At 63.8% G+C, this 18,574-nt stretch carries 18 protein-coding genes; 3 read left to right on the top strand and 15 right to left on the bottom strand.

Going from position 1 to position 18,574, the window contains the following annotated elements; translation table 11 throughout:
* Nucleotides 1-31 precede the first annotated feature (31 nt).
* The 3 genes from V3587_RS07295 to V3587_RS07285 form a co-directional block, all read right to left on the bottom strand.
* Nucleotides 32-2,302, bottom strand: coding sequence for a polyribonucleotide nucleotidyltransferase (locus V3587_RS07295; protein ID WP_003942275.1), 2,271 nt, complete (start codon nt 2,300-2,302; stop codon nt 32-34).
* A gap of 430 nt (nt 2,303-2,732) precedes the next feature.
* Nucleotides 2,733-3,002, bottom strand: a complete 270-nt coding sequence (rpsO, locus tag V3587_RS07290) for a 30S ribosomal protein S15 (RefSeq protein WP_007735061.1) — start codon at nt 3,000-3,002, stop codon at nt 2,733-2,735.
* A gap of 174 nt (nt 3,003-3,176) precedes the next feature.
* The gene (locus V3587_RS07285) at nt 3,177-4,157 is read right to left on the bottom strand and encodes a bifunctional riboflavin kinase/FAD synthetase (protein WP_019748071.1); all 981 of its coding nucleotides are present in this window, start codon (nt 4,155-4,157) and stop codon (nt 3,177-3,179) included.
* A gap of 117 nt (nt 4,158-4,274) precedes the next feature.
* Between V3587_RS07285 and V3587_RS07280 the strand changes: the two genes are divergently transcribed.
* Nucleotides 4,275-5,021, top strand: a complete 747-nt coding sequence (locus tag V3587_RS07280) for a metal-dependent transcriptional regulator (RefSeq protein ID WP_095970650.1) — start codon at nt 4,275-4,277, stop codon at nt 5,019-5,021.
* A 10-nt stretch (nt 5,022-5,031) separates the two neighbouring features.
* On the opposite strand, the gene V3587_RS07275 is transcribed toward V3587_RS07280, so the two are convergent.
* The 12 genes from V3587_RS07275 to rimP form a co-directional block, all read right to left on the bottom strand.
* A complete protein-coding gene (locus V3587_RS07275; protein ID WP_283376281.1) occupies nt 5,032-5,508 on the bottom strand; it encodes a GNAT family N-acetyltransferase in 477 nt (158 codons plus the stop codon).
* Nucleotides 5,505-6,425, bottom strand: coding sequence for a tRNA pseudouridine(55) synthase TruB (gene truB, locus V3587_RS07270; RefSeq protein ID WP_095970652.1), 921 nt, complete (start codon nt 6,423-6,425; stop codon nt 5,505-5,507). Before truB ends, V3587_RS07275 begins: the two co-directional genes overlap by 4 nt.
* A gap of 24 nt (nt 6,426-6,449) precedes the next feature.
* Nucleotides 6,450-7,109 carry a 4'-phosphopantetheinyl transferase family protein gene (locus tag V3587_RS07265; protein WP_200315209.1) on the bottom strand — a complete coding sequence of 220 codons (660 nt, stop codon included), beginning with the start codon at nt 7,107-7,109 and terminating at the stop codon, nt 6,450-6,452.
* A gap of 13 nt (nt 7,110-7,122) precedes the next feature.
* Nucleotides 7,123-8,046, bottom strand: a complete 924-nt coding sequence (locus V3587_RS07260) for a metallophosphoesterase family protein (protein ID WP_003942180.1) — start codon at nt 8,044-8,046, stop codon at nt 7,123-7,125.
* A complete protein-coding gene (locus tag V3587_RS07255; RefSeq protein WP_411742225.1) occupies nt 8,031-9,434 on the bottom strand; it encodes an MATE family efflux transporter in 1,404 nt (467 codons plus the stop codon). Before V3587_RS07255 ends, V3587_RS07260 begins: the two co-directional genes overlap by 16 nt.
* A 10-nt stretch (nt 9,435-9,444) precedes the next feature.
* Complete coding sequence (locus V3587_RS07250; protein ID WP_095970656.1) at nt 9,445-10,437, bottom strand: DHH family phosphoesterase; 993 nt, start codon at nt 10,435-10,437, stop codon at nt 9,445-9,447.
* A 12-nt stretch (nt 10,438-10,449) separates the two neighbouring features.
* Nucleotides 10,450-10,929, bottom strand: a complete 480-nt coding sequence (rbfA, locus tag V3587_RS07245) for a 30S ribosome-binding factor RbfA (protein WP_095970657.1) — start codon at nt 10,927-10,929, stop codon at nt 10,450-10,452.
* A 943-nt stretch (nt 10,930-11,872) separates the two neighbouring features.
* Nucleotides 11,873-12,163: a DUF503 domain-containing protein gene (locus V3587_RS07240; protein ID WP_003942205.1), complete on the bottom strand. Its 291-nt coding sequence runs from the start codon at nt 12,161-12,163 to the stop codon at nt 11,873-11,875.
* Between the two features lie 113 nt (nt 12,164-12,276).
* A complete protein-coding gene (gene infB, locus V3587_RS07235; protein ID WP_020907439.1) occupies nt 12,277-15,222 on the bottom strand; it encodes a translation initiation factor IF-2 in 2,946 nt (981 codons plus the stop codon).
* A 108-nt stretch (nt 15,223-15,330) separates the two neighbouring features.
* Nucleotides 15,331-15,681, bottom strand: a complete 351-nt coding sequence (locus V3587_RS07230; protein WP_283376280.1) for a YlxR family protein — start codon at nt 15,679-15,681, stop codon at nt 15,331-15,333.
* A 44-nt stretch (nt 15,682-15,725) separates the two neighbouring features.
* Nucleotides 15,726-16,757: a transcription termination factor NusA gene (gene nusA, locus V3587_RS07225; protein ID WP_003942738.1), complete on the bottom strand. Its 1,032-nt coding sequence runs from the start codon at nt 16,755-16,757 to the stop codon at nt 15,726-15,728.
* Entirely contained in the window at nt 16,754-17,374 is a 621-nt protein-coding gene (gene rimP, locus V3587_RS07220; protein WP_095970659.1) for a ribosome maturation factor RimP, read from the bottom strand. Before rimP ends, nusA begins: the two co-directional genes overlap by 4 nt.
* Before the next feature lie 271 nt (nt 17,375-17,645).
* Between rimP and V3587_RS07215 the strand changes: the two genes are divergently transcribed.
* Together V3587_RS07215 and V3587_RS07210 are read left to right on the top strand one after the other, a co-directional pair.
* A complete protein-coding gene (locus V3587_RS07215; protein WP_095970751.1) occupies nt 17,646-18,098 on the top strand; it encodes a hypothetical protein in 453 nt (150 codons plus the stop codon).
* Complete coding sequence (locus V3587_RS07210) at nt 18,095-18,550, top strand: ferritin-like domain-containing protein (RefSeq protein ID WP_095970660.1); 456 nt, start codon at nt 18,095-18,097, stop codon at nt 18,548-18,550. The genes V3587_RS07215 and V3587_RS07210 overlap by 4 nt, the downstream gene beginning before the upstream one ends.
* Nucleotides 18,551-18,574: the final 24 nt, after the last annotated feature.

Here is an 18,574-nt window from a genome sequence, read left to right as displayed (position 1 = left end):
CGCGGGGCCGCATCAGAGTACGAAGTGAGATCTACTCGGAAGCAGCCTCGTCGGCGGCCGGAGCGGCAGCCTCGTCGTTGCCCTCTTCGACCGGGATCAGCGAGATCTTGCCACGTGCATCGATGTCGGCGATCTCGACGCGGATCTTGGATCCGACGTTGACCACGTCTTCGACCTTGGCAATGCGCTTACCGCTGCCCAGCTTCGAGATGTGCACCAGTCCGTCGCGTCCCGGCAGGAGCGAAACGAAGGCACCGAAGGCGGTGGTCTTGACGACCGTGCCCAGGAACCGCTCGCCGACCTTGGGGAGCTGCGGGTTGGCAATGGCGTTGATCATGTCGATCGCGGCCTGTGCAGACGGTCCATCGGTGGCGCCGACGAACACGGTGCCGTCGTCTTCGATGGAGATGTTGGCACCGGTCTGCTCGGTGATGGAGTTGATCATCTTGCCCTTGGGGCCGATGACCTCACCGATCTTGTCGACGGGGACCTTGATGGCCGTCACGCGGGGAGCGAACGGGCTCATCTCGTCCGGGGTGTCGATGGCTTCCGCCATGACCTCGAGGATCGTGGTCCGTGCATCCTTCGCCTGCGAGAGTGCACCGGCGAGAACCTGCGACGGGATGCCGTCGAGCTTCGTGTCCAGCTGCAGGGCCGTGACGAAGTCCTTGGTGCCTGCGACCTTGAAGTCCATGTCACCGAAGGCGTCTTCGGCGCCGAGGATGTCGGTCAGAGCGACGTAGCGGGTTTCACCGTCGACCTGGTCGGAGACCAGGCCCATGGCGATACCGGCAACCGGAGCACGCAGCGGCACACCGGCGTTGAGCAGTGCGAGCGTGGAAGCACACACCGAGCCCATCGAGGTGGAACCGTTGGAGCTCAGAGCCTCGGAGACCTGGCGAATCGCGTACGGGAACTCTTCGACGCTGGGCAGAACCGGCATGAGAGCGCGCTCGGCAAGTGCACCGTGACCGATTTCGCGACGCTTCGGCGAACCGACGCGACCCGTCTCACCGGTGGAGTACGGCGGGAAGTTGTAATGATGCATGTAGCGCTTGGTGGTCTCGGGGCCGAGCGAGTCGACCTGCTGAGCCATCTTGACCATGTCGAGAGTGGTGACACCCAGGATCTGGGTCTCGCCGCGCTCGAACAGCGCGGAGCCGTGTGCGCGCGGGATGATCGCGACCTCGGCGGACAGCGAACGGATGTCCGTGACGCCGCGACCGTCGATGCGGAACTGATCGCGCAGGATGCGCTGGCGAACCAGCTTCTTGGTGAGCGAGCGGAACGCAGCTCCCAGTTCCTTCTCGCGGCCCTCGAAGTTCGGTGCAACCTGCTCGAGAACCTCGACCTTGACCTCGTCGGTCTTGTCGTCGCGTTCCTGCTTGCCGGCGATTGTCAGTGCGGCATTGAGCTTTTCGGACGCAGCAGCCTCGACGGCAGCAAAAACGTCGTCCTGGTACGCCGGGAAGACCGGGTAGTCACCCGTGGGCTTTGCAGCCTTGGATGCCAGCGCTGCCTGTGCGGCACACAGGCGTGCGATGAACGGCTTGGCGGCCTCGAGGCCCTCGGCGACGATGGCCTCGGTCGGTGCCTGAGCGCCGTCGGCGATCTTCGCGATGACGTTGTCGGTGGCCTCGGCCTCGACCATCATGATCGCGACGTCGGCGTTGTCACCGCTACCGGAGACGACGCGGCCGGCGACGACCATGTCGAAGACGGCGTTCTCGAGCTGATCGACCGTCGGGAATGCAACCCACTGGCCGGTCTTGTTCTCGTCCGAGACGATGAGTGCAACGCGCACGCCACCGACGGGTCCGGAGAACGGCAGGCCCGCGATCTGCGTCGACGCGGAAGCGGCGTTGATAGCCACGACGTCGTACAGATCCTGCGGGTTGAGGCTCATGACCGTGACGACGACCTGGATCTCGTTACGGAGACCGTCGACGAACGACGGGCGCAGCGGCCGGTCGATGAGGCGGCAGGTCAGGATCGCGTCGGTGGAGGGGCGTCCCTCACGACGGAAGAACGAGCCGGGGATGCGGCCCGCCGCGTACATACGCTCTTCGACGTCCACCGTCAGGGGGAAGAAGTCGAAGTGCTCCTTGGGGTGCTTGCTGGCGCTCGTGGCGGACAGCAGCATGGTCTCGTCGTCCAGGTAAGCGACGACGGCGCCGGCGGCCTGCTGAGCAAGGCGTCCGGTCTCGAAACGGATGGTGCGGGTACCGAAGGACCCGTTGTCGATCACGGCGGTGGATTCGAACACGCCTTCGTCGACCTCTACTACGGAATTCTCTGTCATTCTTTTCTCTTCACTTCCCTCTCGTCTTCGCCGTACCCGCGCGGGCGTTTCCACCCTCCTGGTGGAAACTGCGCACCGAGGGACGTCCCCCTCTTGAATTGCAGACGCTCCTTGCGATGCGAGCGATTTCTGCTTCGGGACGTCACGACGTTCGGGCGGCCGTCGATCGAAGTCCGCCGGAGCTTTCGGGCACTCGCCCGGTCCGGAGAACCACTACCGACAACCGACACCACGTTCTCTGGTGCATACGGTGTGCTGACTGCGCACTGCACAAAGACAACTGTGCATAGCGCCGACAGCGGAAACTGCCTTGCGGCAGCTAACGCCGAAAGCCAGCGAAGCCCAGTATATGCGTGGCTTCGCCGGCTATCGGAGTGTTCGGCAAACCGAAGCCTGCCGTGTTGCTTTCGATCAGCGTCGTGAGAAAAATCTAGCGACGCAGGCCGAGACGCTCGATGAGCGTGCGGTAGCGAGCGACGTCAGTCTTTGCCACGTACTTCAGCAGACGACGACGACGACCGACCATCAAGAGCAGTCCACGACGTGAGTGGTGGTCATGCTTGTGGGTCTTGAGGTGCTCGGTGAGATCGGTGATGCGCTTGGTGAGCATTGCCACCTGAGCTTCGGGCGATCCCGTGTCGGTCTCGTGCAAGCCGTACTCGCCGAGAACGGCCTTCTTTTCTTCCGTGGTCAATGCCACTTGATTCACTCCTGTGATGACGTTTGCGTGAAAGGAACTAGATCGGGCGCGGCCACCGCAAACCGCAGCACGCACCGAGAGAAGATCCTACCAGCAGCAATGAGGCACTTTCGCCCGCCTGCAGCGAATGTGGCCGCCGCCACTAGTGCGGGACGAGTTCAACCCACTCTGCGCTCAACCCACGCTGCGCTCTGCATCCTCACTCAGGATTTGGCGTGCGCGTTCGACGTCTCGGTTCATCGCCGTGATGAGCGACTCGATCGAGTCGAACTTCTCCATGCCCCGAATCCGCGAAACCAGGTCGACAGCGACGTGTTGTCCGTACAGGTCGGCTTCTGTGTCGAGAACGTACGCCTCGACGGTTCGGGTCCGGCCGGAGAAGGTCGGGTTGGTCCCCACAGACACTGCGGCTTGGTATCGACGTCCGGGAACGACAGTTCCGAGTTCCTCGCCGGCACCGAGCACCGTGAACCACGCTGCGTACACACCGTCCGCCGGAATGGCCGAAAACATCGGCGGCGCAACATTGGCCGTCGGGAATCCCAACTCACGTCCGCGCTTGTCACCGTGCACGACTACACCTTCGACGCGATGTGGACGGCCGAGAGCTTCGGTAGCCGCTTCCATGTCACCTGCGTCGACGCACGAGCGGATGTAGGTCGACGAGAACGTCACCGCATGCTCGGCGAGTAGCTGGACGCCGTCGACGGCGAAGCCGAAGCGAGCGCCCATCTCACGGAGAAGATCGACGTTGCCGAGAGCCTTCTTGCCGAAGGTGAAGTTGTCCCCCACCACCACCTCGGCGACATGCAGACGTTCGACGAGAATTTCGTGGACGTAGCGCTCCGGCGTCAGCTTCATGAAATCAGCGGTGAACGGCATCACGCAGAACACGTCGATGCCCAGATCCTGAGCCAGTTCCGCACGCCGTTGGAGCGTCGTCAACTGGGCCGGATGACTACCCGGCCGCACAACCTCCATGGGATGCGGGTCGAACGTCATCAACACGCTCGGAACACCGCGTTTGCGGGCAGCGGTTACCGCTCTCGCTATCAATTGGGCATGCCCACGATGCACACCGTCGAACACACCGATAGTGAGCACACAACGACCCCAATCGGCCGGAACTTCGTCGAGACCACGCCATCTCAGCACGATTGGCAGCCTACGGGTCCACTGGCGGCGGGTCACGTCGGGACCCGCCCATCGAATCACCGCTGTGCTGCCGCTCACGTACGGAAGTTCCGGATTTCGTAGCCTAAGCTAAGCGTTGTGGCAGCTCACAAGACCGGAACCTCGGAAGCATCATCGACGCCGGATGGCGACAGCACTTCGGCGCACGACGCGGCAATCGACACGCTCGCACTCTCGTCGGTGGCTCAGGACTACCTCAAGGTCATCTGGACGATCCAGGAGTGGTCTCACGAGCGGGTATCCACCAAGCTCCTGTCCGAGAAGATGAACGTCTCGGCCTCGACGGTGTCGGAGGCGATCCGCAAACTCTCGGACCAGGGTCTGGTCGATCACGCCCGCTACGGCTCCATCGCGCTGACGGACAGTGGCCGCGCCGCGGCTGTGTCCATGGTCCGGCGCCACCGGTTGATCGAGACCTATCTGGTACAGGAACTCGGGTACGGCTGGGACGAGGTCCACGACGAAGCCGAAGTCCTCGAACATGCCGTTTCGGATTTGATGATCTCCCGGATGGATGCCAAACTCGGCTTCCCCGAACGCGACCCGCACGGGGACCCCATTCCCGCCACGGATGGTTCGGTACCGACTCCCCCGGCCCGCCAGCTCAGCGACTTCGCCAACGGCGAACGGGGCCGCGTTGCCCGGATCTCCGATTCCGATCCCGAAATGCTCCGGTACTTCGATTCCGTCGGCGTCAGTCTCGATGTCGAGATCACTGTCGAGGAGCGCCGCGATTTCGCCGGGACCGTGTCCGTTCGACTCGGCGACAGTCCCAACACCATCGACCTGGGAAGCCCAGTCGCTCAAGCAATTTGGCTCGTGTAGTCACAGTCGTTCAGAGCGGCAGCCGGTACCGTCGTTCCACGGGCCGGACGCCGTCTGCCCGCGTCCAGTCGGCAAGTCTCTCGTCGACGTACACCCAACCTCGACGCTCGTACAGCGCGATCGCCGGAAGAGCGTCGGCGACGACGTCGAGCTCCAGCCCCAACCGACGGTCGACGGCAAAATCCGTCACGGCGTCGAGTAGCGCACCGCTGAGGCCGCTTCCGCGTGAACCGGGATGAACGAACAGTCGCGACACGGCTATCGTGCCCGCAGTCGTGGGCGCACTTCCGAGAGAGCTGTCGAGGGCGACATGGCCGACAACACGGCCGTGACTCTCACCGACCCACGCCTTCACCAGAGTTGGCGAACTGAGCCAACGTCGTGGGATCTGCGGCCATGTGTCCGGATACCCGTCGCGCTCGTGAACCTGCGCCAGCGCATCGATGCAACCGCCGAGGTCGCTTTCGACACGCTCGCGGACGATCATCCGCGTAGCGTCGCCGGCCGCACGACCATCACCGAACTGGCGCGTCGCCCCTTCTCCTGCAAGAGCGCGATCGTGTGACCCGTGGGATCGATGGCCGCACAGATCCCCTTCATCCCGATCGGCTCGAGCCAACGACCCTGACTGATCGCCTCGGCTTCCTCCGCCGTGATCTGTCGATGTGGAAAGGCCGTCTGCGCGGCCTGATCGATGTCGAGGCTCACACCCGGCTGCTCTGCGAGATCTTCGAGCGTGCGCGCGTGTTCGAGAGTGAACGGCCCGACGCGAGTGCGGCGCAATGCCGTCAAATGACCACCGACGCCCAACTCACGACCGAGATCGCGCGCCAGCGAACGGATGTACGTTCCGGACGAGCATTCCACCTCGACATCCAGATCGACGAAGCCTCCCGGGACATCTCGCCGAGCCAGAACGTCGAAAGTCGACACCGTCACCGGGCGCGGCGCCAACTCGACGGTTTCTCCCGCGCGCACCAGAGCATGCGCGCGCTGACCGTCGACTTTGATGGCGCTCACGCTTGCCGGGATCTGCTTGATGTCTCCGGTCAACGTCGCCACGATCGCGGCGATCTCCTCGTCCGTCACCCCCGAGGCATCTGCAGATGTCAGGACCTCGCCCTCGGCGTCGTCCGTATCCGTCGCTGCGCCGAGTCGAATGGTCGCCGAGTACGCCTTGGTGGTCAGTGCCAGGAGACCGAGTAACTTGGTCGCACGCTCGACGCCGAGAACGAGAACACCGGTCGCCATGGGATCGAGCGTTCCGGCGTGTCCCACCTTGCGGGTGTTCAACAACTTGCGGCATCGCGCGACCACGTCGTGGCTGGTGATACCCGCCTCTTTGTCGACGATCAGGATTCCGGCGCCGACAAGACCGGAGGAAGGCTTTTCACGAGCTGACACGTGTGTCGATTCTGCCAGTCGCGCTCACTGCACCGAAATTGCCGTCAGGATGAGCCCGTCCGACACCAACCACCTGCCGTCGAAAGAGGTGAGCGGCGGACCGGACGTCGCCTCACCGGGGACGAGCAGACGCGAAGTGAAGGTCCCGGAAGTTTCCGACTCCGCCTCGAAGGTGATGTGGGCGTCCTCGAACCCCAACCATCGGCCGGTGAGCGGGAACCACGCCTTGTAGGTGGCTTCCTTCGCGCAGAAGAGCACTCGATCCCAGTGCACCGGACCGCCGGTTGCCTGAGCGCCCAGCCACGTTCGTTCCGCTTCGATGCTGACCGCGGGCAATACCCCGTCCGGCAGTGGACCGTGTGGTTCGGCGTCGATCCCGAGTGAGCGGACCTGCATGGAGTACGCCAGCACAGCGCCGCGGTAGCCGTCGCAATGGGCGAGGCTCCCGACCACTCCCTGCGGCCACAGCGGGGCGCCACGCTCGCCGCGCATGACTGCGGCAGACGGAACACCGAGCTTGCCCATCGCCTGACGCGCGAGATGCCGAGTAGTCACGAATTCGCGACGACGCTTCTCGACGGCACGGCCGATCAACGCCTCCTCGCTGGGGTGCGGAACCAGACCGGGCGGATCGACGAAGGCCTCGGCCGTCGCGACTCCACCGGGAAGAATCTGTTCGATCACGTAGCGATACCTCTCAGCGTCCGGCGCGCATGCGCTCGACTTCGGCTTCCTGCTCCGGCGTGACCTTGAAGTGGCCACCCCACTTGTTGAGCGTTCCCGGCGGGTACTCCGGAACGGGAAGAATCTGACGTAACAGCTTCTCCGGCAGTCCGCGCCGACGCCATTCACGCGGGTATCCGAGTGAAACTTCCTCGAAGCGGACGCCGTCGTAGTAGGTGGTTCGAGGAATGTGCAGGTGCCCGTACACCGAGCACACCGCGTTGTACTTGACGTGCCAGTCGGCGGTCGCGGTGGTTCCGCACCACAATGCGAACTCCGGATACATGAGCACGTCAGTCGGCTGCCGGACCATCGGGAAATGGTTCACGAGAACGGTTTTCGTGCCTTCGGGAAGTGCGTCCAGCCGTGCCTGGGTGTACTCGATCCTCGCGCGGCACCACGCGTCGCGCGTCGCATACGGCTGAGGTGAAAGTAGGAACTCGTCGGTGGCGACGACGTTCTTGTCCCGCGCGATCTCGAGCCCGTGTTCCTTGTCCCGCGCACCTTCCGGCAGGAAGGAGTAGTCGTAGAGAAGGAACATCGGGACGACCGTGACCGGACCCTCGTCTCCCTCCCACACCGGAAACGGGTCCTCGGGTGTGATGACGTCGAGTTCGCGGCACATGTTAACCAGGTACTCGTACCGCGGCGCTCCGTGAATCTGAACCGGGTCCTTGGCGGTCGTCCACAGTTCATGGTTCCCCGGAATCCAGATGACTTTTGCGAATCTGCTTCGCAGGAGCTTCAAAGCCCACCGGATGTCGTCCGTCTTCTCCGAGACGTCACCGGCGAGGATGAGCCAGTCGTCAGGCGAATCCGGAAACAGCTCTTCCGTCATCGGCTTGTTGCCGTTGTGACCGACGTGAATGTCGCTCACCGCCATCAACTTTGCTGCCACGATCCCTCTGCTTCCTCAGTTGAACTTCCGCGCCTCGCCGTCGCCGGACCTGTCACGGCCCACTTGCCGGAAAACGCTCGCCACGACACCGCGACCATCCGAAGTACTACGAACACGGTAAGCCCTGCCCAAATTCCGGCCAGCCCCCAGTCGTAGGCGAGGGAGAGCCAGATCGCGGGCAGAAACCCGAGAACTGCGCAGAGCATGGTCGCGTTGCGTAGGAACACCACGTCGCCGGCACCGAGCAGAACACCGTCGAGGGCGAACACAATTCCCGCGACCGGCATGATCGCGACGAAGAACCACCATGCGATCGACATTTGACCGAGCACCTCGGCGTCGGACGTGAAGAGACCGGGGATCACGGAGTGGCCGGCAGCGAAGAAGATCGCGAGCACCACGGCGAAAACCGTCGACCATGCGGTGATCCGCCAGGTCATCCTCTTCGCCGCGGCTGCGTACCCACCGCCGAGTGCTGCTCCGATGAGCGTCTGAGCTGCGATCGCCAAGGAATCGAGAAGGAGCGAAACCAGGTTCCACAGTTGGAGGACAACTTGATGTGCACCGACGACAGCTGCACCGAACCTCGACGCCACCGCGGCCGCCGAGACGAAACAAGCTTGGAACGCGAGGCTGCGCAGAATCAGGTCACGGCCCATCAGCATCTGCGCCCGCATGATCGCAAAATGTGGTCGAGCCGAGACGGGTTCACGAAAGAGCGCCCAGGCGAACAGAACACCCGAAACACTCTGGCCCACCAGATTCGCGACAGCCGATCCTTCGAGTTCCATTCGGGGAGCACCGAGCAATCCGTGCACCAGAATCGGGCACAACACCGCAGAAATACCCAGGCCGACAAGGACGAACCGCAGCGGTCGCACCGTGTTCTGAACCCCGCGCATCCAGCCGTTTCCGGCAAGGGCTACCAGGATGAGCGGAACACCCAATACCGCTATCCGAAGCCAACTTTCCGCAGCCGCGGCGATGTCGGGCGTCCCGGCCACCGCCGACGTCAACGGGCCCGCGATCACCTGCACGATCACTACCAAGGCCAAGCCGATCGCGGCTGCCAGCCAGGTCGCCTGAACGCCCTCGCCCACCGCGTCGCGCTCGCGGCCCGCTCCGTGCAGCCGCGCGGCGCGCGCCGTCGTGCCGTACGACAAGAAGGTCAGCTGCGTACTCACCAACGACAGGATCAGACCACCGACCGCCAACCCGGCCAGCGGAAGCGCCCCGAGTCGGCCGACCACGGCGATGTCGAACAACAGATAGAGGGGTTCAGCCGCCAGCACCCCGAGTGCCGGAAACGCCAGGGAAAAGATTCGTCGTCCAGTGACGTCGAACTCAGCTGCCGAAGATCTCGCCGAGGTGGCGTCAGATTCGCTCAATGCCGCGGATTCAGCCGAGTGCCGCGACGAGCGCGGCAACAATCTCGTCGCTGGACGTGGTCGACGTGTATCCGGCCGACAGCCGATGCCCGCCGCCACCGAGACTTTCAGCGACCGCCGACACGTCGATCGCCGACTTTGCACGCAACGAGATCGACCAGCTTCCGGAAACCGACTCTTTGAGTACAGCGGCAACTTCGGCTTCCGAAGTGGTTCGCACGATATCGACGACGCTCTCGATCTCCTCGGAGCGAAGATCGCCGATGTCACTGCGTCGGATCACTGCGTACACCAGCCCACGGCCGGCGGCGGCGTCCGGAATCAACACTGCGGACCCGAGTACCGATCCCAGCATCGGCAACCACCCGAACGGATGGGTGTCGAGCAGCTTTCGCGCAATCGCGTCGCCGTCGATGCCCGTCGCCAGCAAACGCGCCGCGAGCACATGTGGAAGCGGACCTCCCCACCGGAAGGAGCCGGTGTCGGTGACCAGTCCGGCATAGAGACAGTGCGCGATATCGCGATCGATCGCGACTCCCCACGCATCGAAGAATCGTGCGATGAGTGCCGTCGTCGAAGCCGCGGTTTCGTCGACCACGTTGATCGTTCCGAACTCCGAATTGGAGCGATGATGATCGAGAACGATCGTGCGACGTGCGCCGGTGAGTCGACTCGCCAACTCACCGAGCCGCCCCTCGCTGCCGACGTCCACGGTCACCAGCACGTCGACGTTTTCCCGAACGTCGATGGGAGCCACGAGCAGGTGCACACCGGGGAAATCACGCATCGACTCGGGCAGCGCCGACGGCCGGCTGAACGCGACCTGAACCGAAACTCCCCGACGCTCGAGGACGAGGCCGAGTGCAAGTCCACTACCGATCGTGTCCGCATCCGGCTGCACGTGGCAGAGAATCGTCACCGAGTGTGCTGCTTCGAGCACCTCGGCCACCTGAGCGAATTTCGCCGCGCAGGGGTCGACGTCCGAAAGTGCGGTGATCGTCATTCTCGGTGCGCGTCAGTCGGCTTCACGAACATCTGGAGACGCCGCGTCTTCGTCCGCAGCCACTCGCGGTTCCTTGTACGGATCTGCATCTCCGGCGGGCTGTGCGTTCTCACGAGCCTTGGCGACCTCGTCGTCGGCTGCCTTGGCCCGGGCCAAAAGCTCTTCCATATGACGCGCGGTGTCGGGAACGGTATCGGCGACGAAGGTCAGAGTCGGAGTGAACCGGACTCCGGTTCCGGCGCCGACCTTCGAGCGCAGAACACCCTTGGCCTTCTCGAGACCCGCAGCGGCAGCTTCCACGTCGGGCGCGGAATCGACCTTCTCACCCATGACGGTGTAGTACACCGTCGCGTCGTGCAGATCGTTGGTGACCTTGGTGTCCGTGATGGTGACGAATGCGAGCCGCGGATCCTTGATCTCGTGATCGATCGCCGTCGCGACGATGGTTCCGATACGCTTTGCCAGCTTGCGTGCCCGGGCTGGATCTACCATGACTGTCAGTCTCCTCTACCTGGCCACTCGAATCGAGGTGACTCGATCGATCAAAGTTCTGGTTAACAAGAATTATTACCGACAACAGTCTCGTCCATCGGCTACCCGGCAACCAAATCACCATCCACCCGCGCCTGCCGGACCCACAGCACAGACCGATCGGCCTTTTGTTGGTAACGTCCGGTCGACGACGCGATCAAGAATCACCGCATCGATAATTTTCGGAGGACTCGTTGCGACTGCACTACTTTGCTCGCCGGCAATCGCGTCGGCCGACCACAGCGAGTTCACACCGCTTCCATTGACATATTCGTTGGGAAGGAACAACACCCTTCCTTGTAGCGGACAACTCACGGGCTACGTCCAAACCCCGCACGACCGTCCAGGCATTGCAGTCGTTTCAGTCTCCTGGACTTCGTTTTTCGACAGCCCGTGTTCGATCACCGCCTATGTCAATTATTCGAACCGCGACACTCACACCGGTGGAACCAGAGCAATCGACTTGACGCACATCTCTGACGGATCCGGTTCGCTGCGGGGTGAATCGAGCCGCCAGATATCCATTGAGGTCGGGTCGGGCAACGCGGGCCTCAATCTGACCAGCGAATCGCTCACATCAACCTTGATCGATCCGGGCGCGTCTACCGTGCGCTTCGTAGTGGCATGAAGTAGTGCGCCGCCTACAGGGAGGTCCTCGCCAAGGGCGCCCCGCGAATCACGCGCTTCCGGACCGGATCTGCCCGACGCAGGCGCGGACCGGGTGAAAGCGCTGACCGCTCCTGTCAAGATCGGCGTTGCACAGAGTGGAACCGAGATTGCGCGGAAAATACGCGACGCGGCCGACACAGTCGCACTTGGTCCCGTAGACGCCTAATCCCTTGCCAACCAACTCGTTTCGATACGCCGTCTCGAGGAGCGACTCACCGACACCGACCAGTGACACTCAGTCTTCCGGGCCGAAGATTCGCCTTCGCACAGCCAGCAACTGAATCTCCGGACGCTCGGCCACCGCCCGCTCACAATGATCGAGAACATCGTGCAGGTGATCGACGGACGAACTGACCACACCGACGCCCACGAGCGCTCGACGCAGGCGTCCCTGCTCCCCCGCCTCCGCTGCACTCACACCGAATCGACGGAGTTCCGTCAGGATCGGCGACAACATCGAACGCTTTTCCTTGAGTGAGTGGACATCACCGAAAAGGATGTCGAACTCCAGTGCCCCTACAAACATTTTCCCCCTAGACAGAGCCGAATGGACCCTTCCGGACTTGTATGTTCAAGTCCGGAAGAGTCCATGTCAGCTAGTACTCACGTGCGTCCGCCCCAACGCCCGTGTCGACATAATCAGTCGCGCGGCTTCTCGCGAAGCTCGTAGCACTCGAGAACGTCACCGATCTTGATATCGGAGTAGGTGACGGTCAAACCACATTCGTAGCCTTCGCGAACCTCGGTGGCGTCTTCCTTCTCCCGCTTGAGCGAGGAGATGGTGACCGTCTCGGCGATGACCTTGCTGTCGCGGATGAGACGTGCCTTGGCGTTGCGACGGATGCTGCCCGAGGTGACCAAGCAACCGGCAATGTTGCCGATCTTGGACGAACGGAACATGGCGCGAATCTCTGCCTTGCCCAGCTCGACCTCTTCGTACACCGGCTTGAGCAGGCCCTTGAGTGCCTTCTCGACCTCGTCGATGGCCTGGTAGATCACCGAGTAGTAGCGAATGTCGACGCCCTCGCGGTTCGCCAGCTCCGTTGCCTTGCCTTCGGCGCGGACGTTGAAGCCGATGATGATCGCGTTGGACGCAGCAGCCAGGTTGACGTTGGTTTCCGTGATGCCACCGACACCGCGGTCGATGACGCGCAACTGCACCTCGTCGTCGATCGGAATGCCGAGGAGAGCCTCTTCGAGAGCCTCCACGGTTCCCGAGTTGTCACCCTTGAGAATCAAGTTCAGCTGCGAATGTTCCTTCAGAGCTGCATCGAGATCGTCGAGGCTGATGCGCTTACGACTCTTCGCTGCAAGCGCGTTGCGCTTACGTGCGTTGCGACGGTCCGCGATCTGGCGAGCGATACGGTCCTCGTCGACCACGAGCAGGTTGTCGCCTGCACCGGGGACCGACGTGAAGCCGATGACCTGGACCGGACGTGAAGGCAGTGCCTCGTGGACGTCCTGACCGTGCTCGTCCACCATGCGGCGGACGCGGCCGTAAGCGTCACCGGCAACGATCGAGTCGCCGACCCGCAGCGTTCCGCGCTGAATGAGCACGGTAGCGACGGGGCCGCGGCCACGGTCGAGGTGCGCCTCGATGGCAACACCCTGAGCGTCCATGTCCGGGTTGGCGCGCAGATCCAGGGAAGCGTCCGCCGTCAACAGCACTGCTTCGAGCAGTGCGTCGATGTTGAGGCCCTGCTTCGCCGAGATGTCGACGAACATGGTGTCTCCGCCGTATTCCTCGGCCACCAGTCCGTACTCGGTGAGCTGCTGCCGGATCTTGTCCGGGTTCGCGCCTTCCTTGTCGATCTTGTTCACCGCGACCACGATCGGCACGTCGGCCGCCTGGGCGTGGTTGATCGCTTCCACCGTCTGCGGCATGACGCCGTCGTCGGCTGCGACGACAAGGATCGCGAGGTCGGTGGCCTTGGCACCACGAGCACGCATGGCCGTGAAGGCCTCGTGACCCGGGGTGTCGATGAACGTCACGAGACGCTCGTTGCCCTCGAGCTCGGTCAGCACCTGGTAGGCACCGATGTGCTGCGTGATGCCGCCGGCTTCGCCCTCACGGACATTCGCCTTACGGATCACGTCGAGCAGACGGGTCTTACCGTGGTCGACGTGGCCCATGACGGTGACCACAGGCGGACGGGACTCGAGGTCCTCTTCTCCGCCGGCGTCCTCGCCGTAGGTGAGGTCGAAGCTGTCGAGCAGCTCGCGGTCCTCGTCCTCCGGGCTGACGACCTGCACGACGTAGTTCATTTCGCCGCCGAGCAGCTCCAGCGTCTCGTCGTTGACCGACTGAGTTGCCGTGACCATCTCACCGAGGTTGAACAACGCCTGCACGAGTGCTGCGGGGTTCGCATCGATCTTGTCCGCGAAGTCCGACAGCGATGCGCCGCGAGCGAGACGGATGGTCTCGCCGTTGCCGCGTGGCAGCCTGACGCCGCCGACTGCGGGAGCCTGCATGCTTTCGTACTCGGCGCGCTTCGCCCGCTTCGACTTACGTCCACGGCGAACTGCTCCGCCGGGACGACCGAATGCACCTGCCGCTGCGCCGCGCTGACCGGGACGGCCGCCGCCGCCTGGACGACCGCGGAATCCACCGGCCGGAGCTGCTCCACCGGGAGCACCTGCACCGGCACCGGCGCCGGGAGCACCGCCGCCGCGGTATCCACCGCCGCCGCCACCCGGACGACCACCGGGAGCGCCACCGGGACGACCCGGACGTCCGCCGCCACCTGGCGCGGGACGAGCGGAACGCGCAGGCATTGCACCCGGGTTCGGGCGAGGAGGCATGGAGCCGGGGCTCGGGCGAGGTCCGCCCTGACCTGCAGGCGGACGAGGTCCACCCTGGCCGGGAGCCGGACGGGGACCGCCCTGACCCGGAGCCGGACGAGGTCCACCCTGGCCGGGAGCCGGACGGGGACCGCCCTGACCCGGAGCCGGACGAGAACCGCCCTGGCCTGCACCCGGACGCGGTGCGCCGGGAGCGGGACGAGGTGCCGGACGCTCGGCGGGAGCCGAGGAGTACGGGTTGTTACCGACGCGAGGTGCCTTCGGTCCCGGACGCGGTCCGCCGGGCTTTGCGCCGGTGGACGGTGCTGCCGGAGCCGCGGGGGCTGCCGGAGCCGACGCTGCGGGAGCAGCCGGAGCCGGACGTGCCGGCTGTGCTGGTTTCGGAGCGTTGAACGTCGGGGTGGGGACCGGCGCCGACGGTGCTGCCGGAGCAGCAGCTGCGGGAGCCGCGGGGGCTGCCGGTGCCGGAGCTGCGGGAGCAGCCGGTGCGGGTGCGGCCGGCTTGGGGCCGGGACGCGGGCCACCGGGCTTTGCAGCTGACGGCGACGGTGCGCCGGGCTTTGCCGCGGGGCGAGCCGCCGGAGCGGCTGCGCCGGTCTCGGACTTGGTTTCTGCTCCGCCTGCCGACGGGAATGACTCCCGCAGACGACGGGCGACGGGCGCCTCCACTGTGGATGACGCAGACTTCACGAACTCGCCTTGCTCCTTGAGCGTTGCGAGTAGTTCCTTGCTGGTGACACCGAGTTCTTTAGCCAACTCGTGCACGCGGGCCTTGCCTGCCACTGCTCTCCTCACTGATGAGGTCGAGCAGGAGGCATCCCACAGATGTGGGTCCCGCACGACCTCGGGTTATCGCCGATGGACGTTCATCGTTGGTGCTTCACGGTGTGCTCATGAGTGCTTGTGCCTGTTCTTCTCGAGAGGTACTGCTTTTGTGCGAACTGCGTCGACCAGCTGGTCGACAGCGGACGTGTCCAGATTTCCGGACACTCGCAGTGCTCTGCTGAATGCTCGGCGCCGCTCTGCCAGGCTCAGACAACTCGGATCCAGGTGCAGCCATGCACCTCGACCGGGGAGTCTTCGCGATACGTCGGGGATCAGCGGGGAACCCTCCGGCCCCTGCTCACCAACCACGACCCTCAACAGATCGACAGCCGACCCTTGTTCCCTGCACCCCACGCACGTTCTGACCGGCGAACCGGGTTTCACGCGCGCAGAATCCGAGGACTCACGTCGAACCATTGTCCACTCTACCGCCGAACCGTCTCGATCACTGCATTCCACCGTTATCCGTTGGACGTGGCGGGCCGGTCGGACGCGTCACCAACGGGTGCCGCATCGCTACGAATGTCGATACGCCAACCCGTCAACCGCGCAGCCAGACGGGCATTTTGACCCTCTTTTCCGATGGCCAACGAAAGCTGGAAATCGGGCACGATGACACGGGCTGCACGAGCTTCGGGATCGACGACAGTGACGGAGACCACTTTCGACGGGGAAAGTGCGTTGCCCACAAACGTCGCGGGATCTTCGTCGAAGTCGATGATGTCGATCTTCTCCCCCGCGAGTTCACTCATGACGTTGCGGACGCGCTGACCCATCGGGCCGATGCATGCACCCTTTGCGTTGAGCCCCTGCACGCGTGAGGCAACAGCGATCTTGGAACGGTGTCCCGCTTCGCGCGCGACGTTGATGATCTCGACACTGCCGTCCGCGATCTCCGGAACCTCGAGTGCGAACAATTTGCGAACCAGGTTCGGGTGAGTCCGCGAGAGGGTGATCTGCGGGCCACGGGCGCCACGAGCAACTCCGACGACGTAGCACTTGATGCGCTCACCGTGCTCGTAATTCTCGCCGGGAACCTGTTCTGCAGGCGGCAACAATCCTTCTGCGCCATTGGATTCGCTGCCGATGCGCACAACGACCATTCCGCGAGAGTTCGCACGCGTGTCACGCTGAATGACACCGCCGACGATCTCGCCCTCATGGGTGGAGAACTCACCGAAACTGCGCTCGTGCTCGGCGTCTCGCAAACGCTGCAGAATGACCTGACGTGCGGTCGTAGCCGCAATGCGTCCGAATCCTTCGGGAGTGTCGTCCCACTCCTCACCGATCATGTTGCCGTCGGCATCGGTGTCGTGCGCCATCACTCGCACCGAACCGGTCTTGATGTTGACATCGATCCGAGCGTTCTGCTTGTGCCCCTCGGTATGGCGGTACGCCGTCAGCAGCGCGGTCTGGATCGTGGCGATCACAGTTTCGATCGAAACGCCCTTTTCGGCTTCGATCGCTCGCAACGCTGCAATGTCGATATTCACTTGTCGAACCCTTCTTCGTTTTCTACGTCTTCTAATTCTGCTTCGTCGTCTTCGACACTGTCCACGCCCGAGTCATCGGTGAGGTCAACCGCATCCGAGGGAACTGCGCGCCCCTCCGGGATGCCGCCCGCGAGTTCCAACTCCGCCTCACTGGGCTTCGAGAACTCCACCTGAACTACGGCCTTCTGAACGTCGTCCAGAGCAATCTCGCGCACGGTCAGCCCGCCGCGGCCACCGATGACAACCGCCACGGAATCGTCGTTCAACGTTCCGATACGGCCCACCACGGTCTCGCCGGCCAGATCGATACGCGCTTTACGTCCGCGAGCCCGACGCCAGTGACGCTCGAGCGTCAGTGGGCGATCGATACCCGGAGAGGTCACCTCGAGGGTGTACGGCGTTTCACCGATTTCCTCGAGGCTGTCGAAAAGTTCCGAAACGAGTCTGCTGATCTCTGCGGCGGCATCGAGTTCGATCCCGGCATCGCTGTCGACCATGATGCGCACCGCGCTGTGCTTGCCCGCACTGGTCACGACAACGTCCTCGACGTCGTAACCCTGGGCGTGCACGAGTTCGGAGATCAGCTCGATCACCCTCTCCCTGGATGGCACCGGCATCTCGCGAACTCCTCATTTCAGTTGTCGTCGATTGTCCGACTTGTGTCGACTGTCGACGTGGGCGGCTGCGAGCATGAAAAGACACCAGGTGCCACATGCTGCAAGCATCCAAGAGTACCGCTCATTGCGCGTCTCCGTGACCAGAGTGCCCGACGCACGTCACACTTGAACACGACGCGCGGATTCGAACGATCGGCCGACCACCTGGCACGATGGACTGGTGCTGACGCCCATGACTACTACCCCACTCTCCCGGCGGAGTGCGCTCAAGATGACGGGAACCGCAGCAGCGTTGGGCGCTGCAGCCTTCTCGTTGTCCGCCTGCACCGACGACGGCACAGCGGAGGCGGCTGCAGAAGTCGACCAGCTGACGGCCCAGGCCGAGCGAGCTCGCGCCGACGCTGCCGCCGCAACCGCCGCGATCGCACTCGCACCGGACAAGTCGGCATCACTGACCACGATCAGCGCCGAACGCACAGCGCATGCACTCGAACTCGACGCCGAGATTGCACGAGCAGCGGGCGGCGGCGCCGCTACGACCACTGCACCCCCGTCGACCTCGGTCGCAAACGCTCCTACCGGCGTCGAATCCTTGAGTACCTCGCTGGCTGATTCGGCGCGCAGTGCCGCGGATCTCGCTCGGACGATGTCCGGCTATCGCGCGGGCCTGCTCGGTTCGATCAGCGCGTCGTGCTCGACTCAGGTTGCGGTGTTGCTTCCGTGATCATTTCGCACACCCGTCGATCCGAGAGTTCTGCCTTGCTGACCGCGATCGAATCAGAGAATGCCGCGATCTTCGCTTACGGAGTGGTTGCCGCGTTTTCGAATCCTGCCCGTGTCAACGAAGTTGCCACACATACGGCCGCGCACCGCGCGCGACGTGATGCGCTGGTTGCCCTGTCGACCGACGCGGGCGAGACCCCACCGACAGCCGCGGCAGCCTACGAGATTCCGTTCCCGGTGACGGACGCCGTTACCGCGGCACAACTGGCAGCACAGATCGAATCCGATACCGCCGTGACCTACCGGGCATTCGTCGAACAGGTCGATACCGACCAACTCCGCACGTTCGGAATCGACGGCCTCACCGATGCGGCAATCCGCGGCGCCGGATGGCGGTCCGCGCTGGGAACGGCTCCGGCCACCTCAGCCTTCCCGGGGGACCCGACTTCATAACTGCTGTGCGCCTTTATTAACCGC

This window comes from Rhodococcus sp. IEGM 1306, from assembly GCF_036541985.1.
Lineage (GTDB): Bacteria > Actinomycetota > Actinomycetes > Mycobacteriales > Mycobacteriaceae > Rhodococcus_F > Rhodococcus_F qingshengii.
Note: the sequence above shows the minus strand (reverse complement) of the source record. Positions and strands in the feature narration are given on the sequence as shown.

Excerpts from the sequence above, each read along its gene's own strand:
- V3587_RS07295 (WP_003942275.1), bottom strand. The coding sequence starts at position 2,302 with ATGACAGAGAATTCCGTAGTAGAGGTCGACGAAGGCGTGTTCGAATCC.
- V3587_RS07275 (WP_283376281.1), bottom strand. The coding sequence starts at position 5,508 with ATGATCGTCCGCGAGCGTGTCGAAAGCGACCTCGGCGGTTGCATCGAT.
- V3587_RS07250 (WP_095970656.1), bottom strand. The coding sequence starts at position 10,437 with ATGACGATCACCGCACTTTCGGACGTCGACCCCTGCGCGGCGAAATTC.
- rbfA (WP_095970657.1), bottom strand. The coding sequence starts at position 10,929 with ATGGTAGATCCAGCCCGGGCACGCAAGCTGGCAAAGCGTATCGGAACC.
- V3587_RS07240 (WP_003942205.1), bottom strand. The coding sequence starts at position 12,163 with ATGTTTGTAGGGGCACTGGAGTTCGACATCCTTTTCGGTGATGTCCAC.
- V3587_RS07230 (WP_283376280.1), bottom strand. The coding sequence starts at position 15,681 with ATGGTTCGACGTGAGTCCTCGGATTCTGCGCGCGTGAAACCCGGTTCG.
- rimP (WP_095970659.1), bottom strand. The coding sequence starts at position 17,374 with ATGCCGGTGCCATCCAGGGAGAGGGTGATCGAGCTGATCTCCGAACTC.
- V3587_RS07215 (WP_095970751.1), top strand. The coding sequence starts at position 17,646 with ATGACGGGAACCGCAGCAGCGTTGGGCGCTGCAGCCTTCTCGTTGTCC.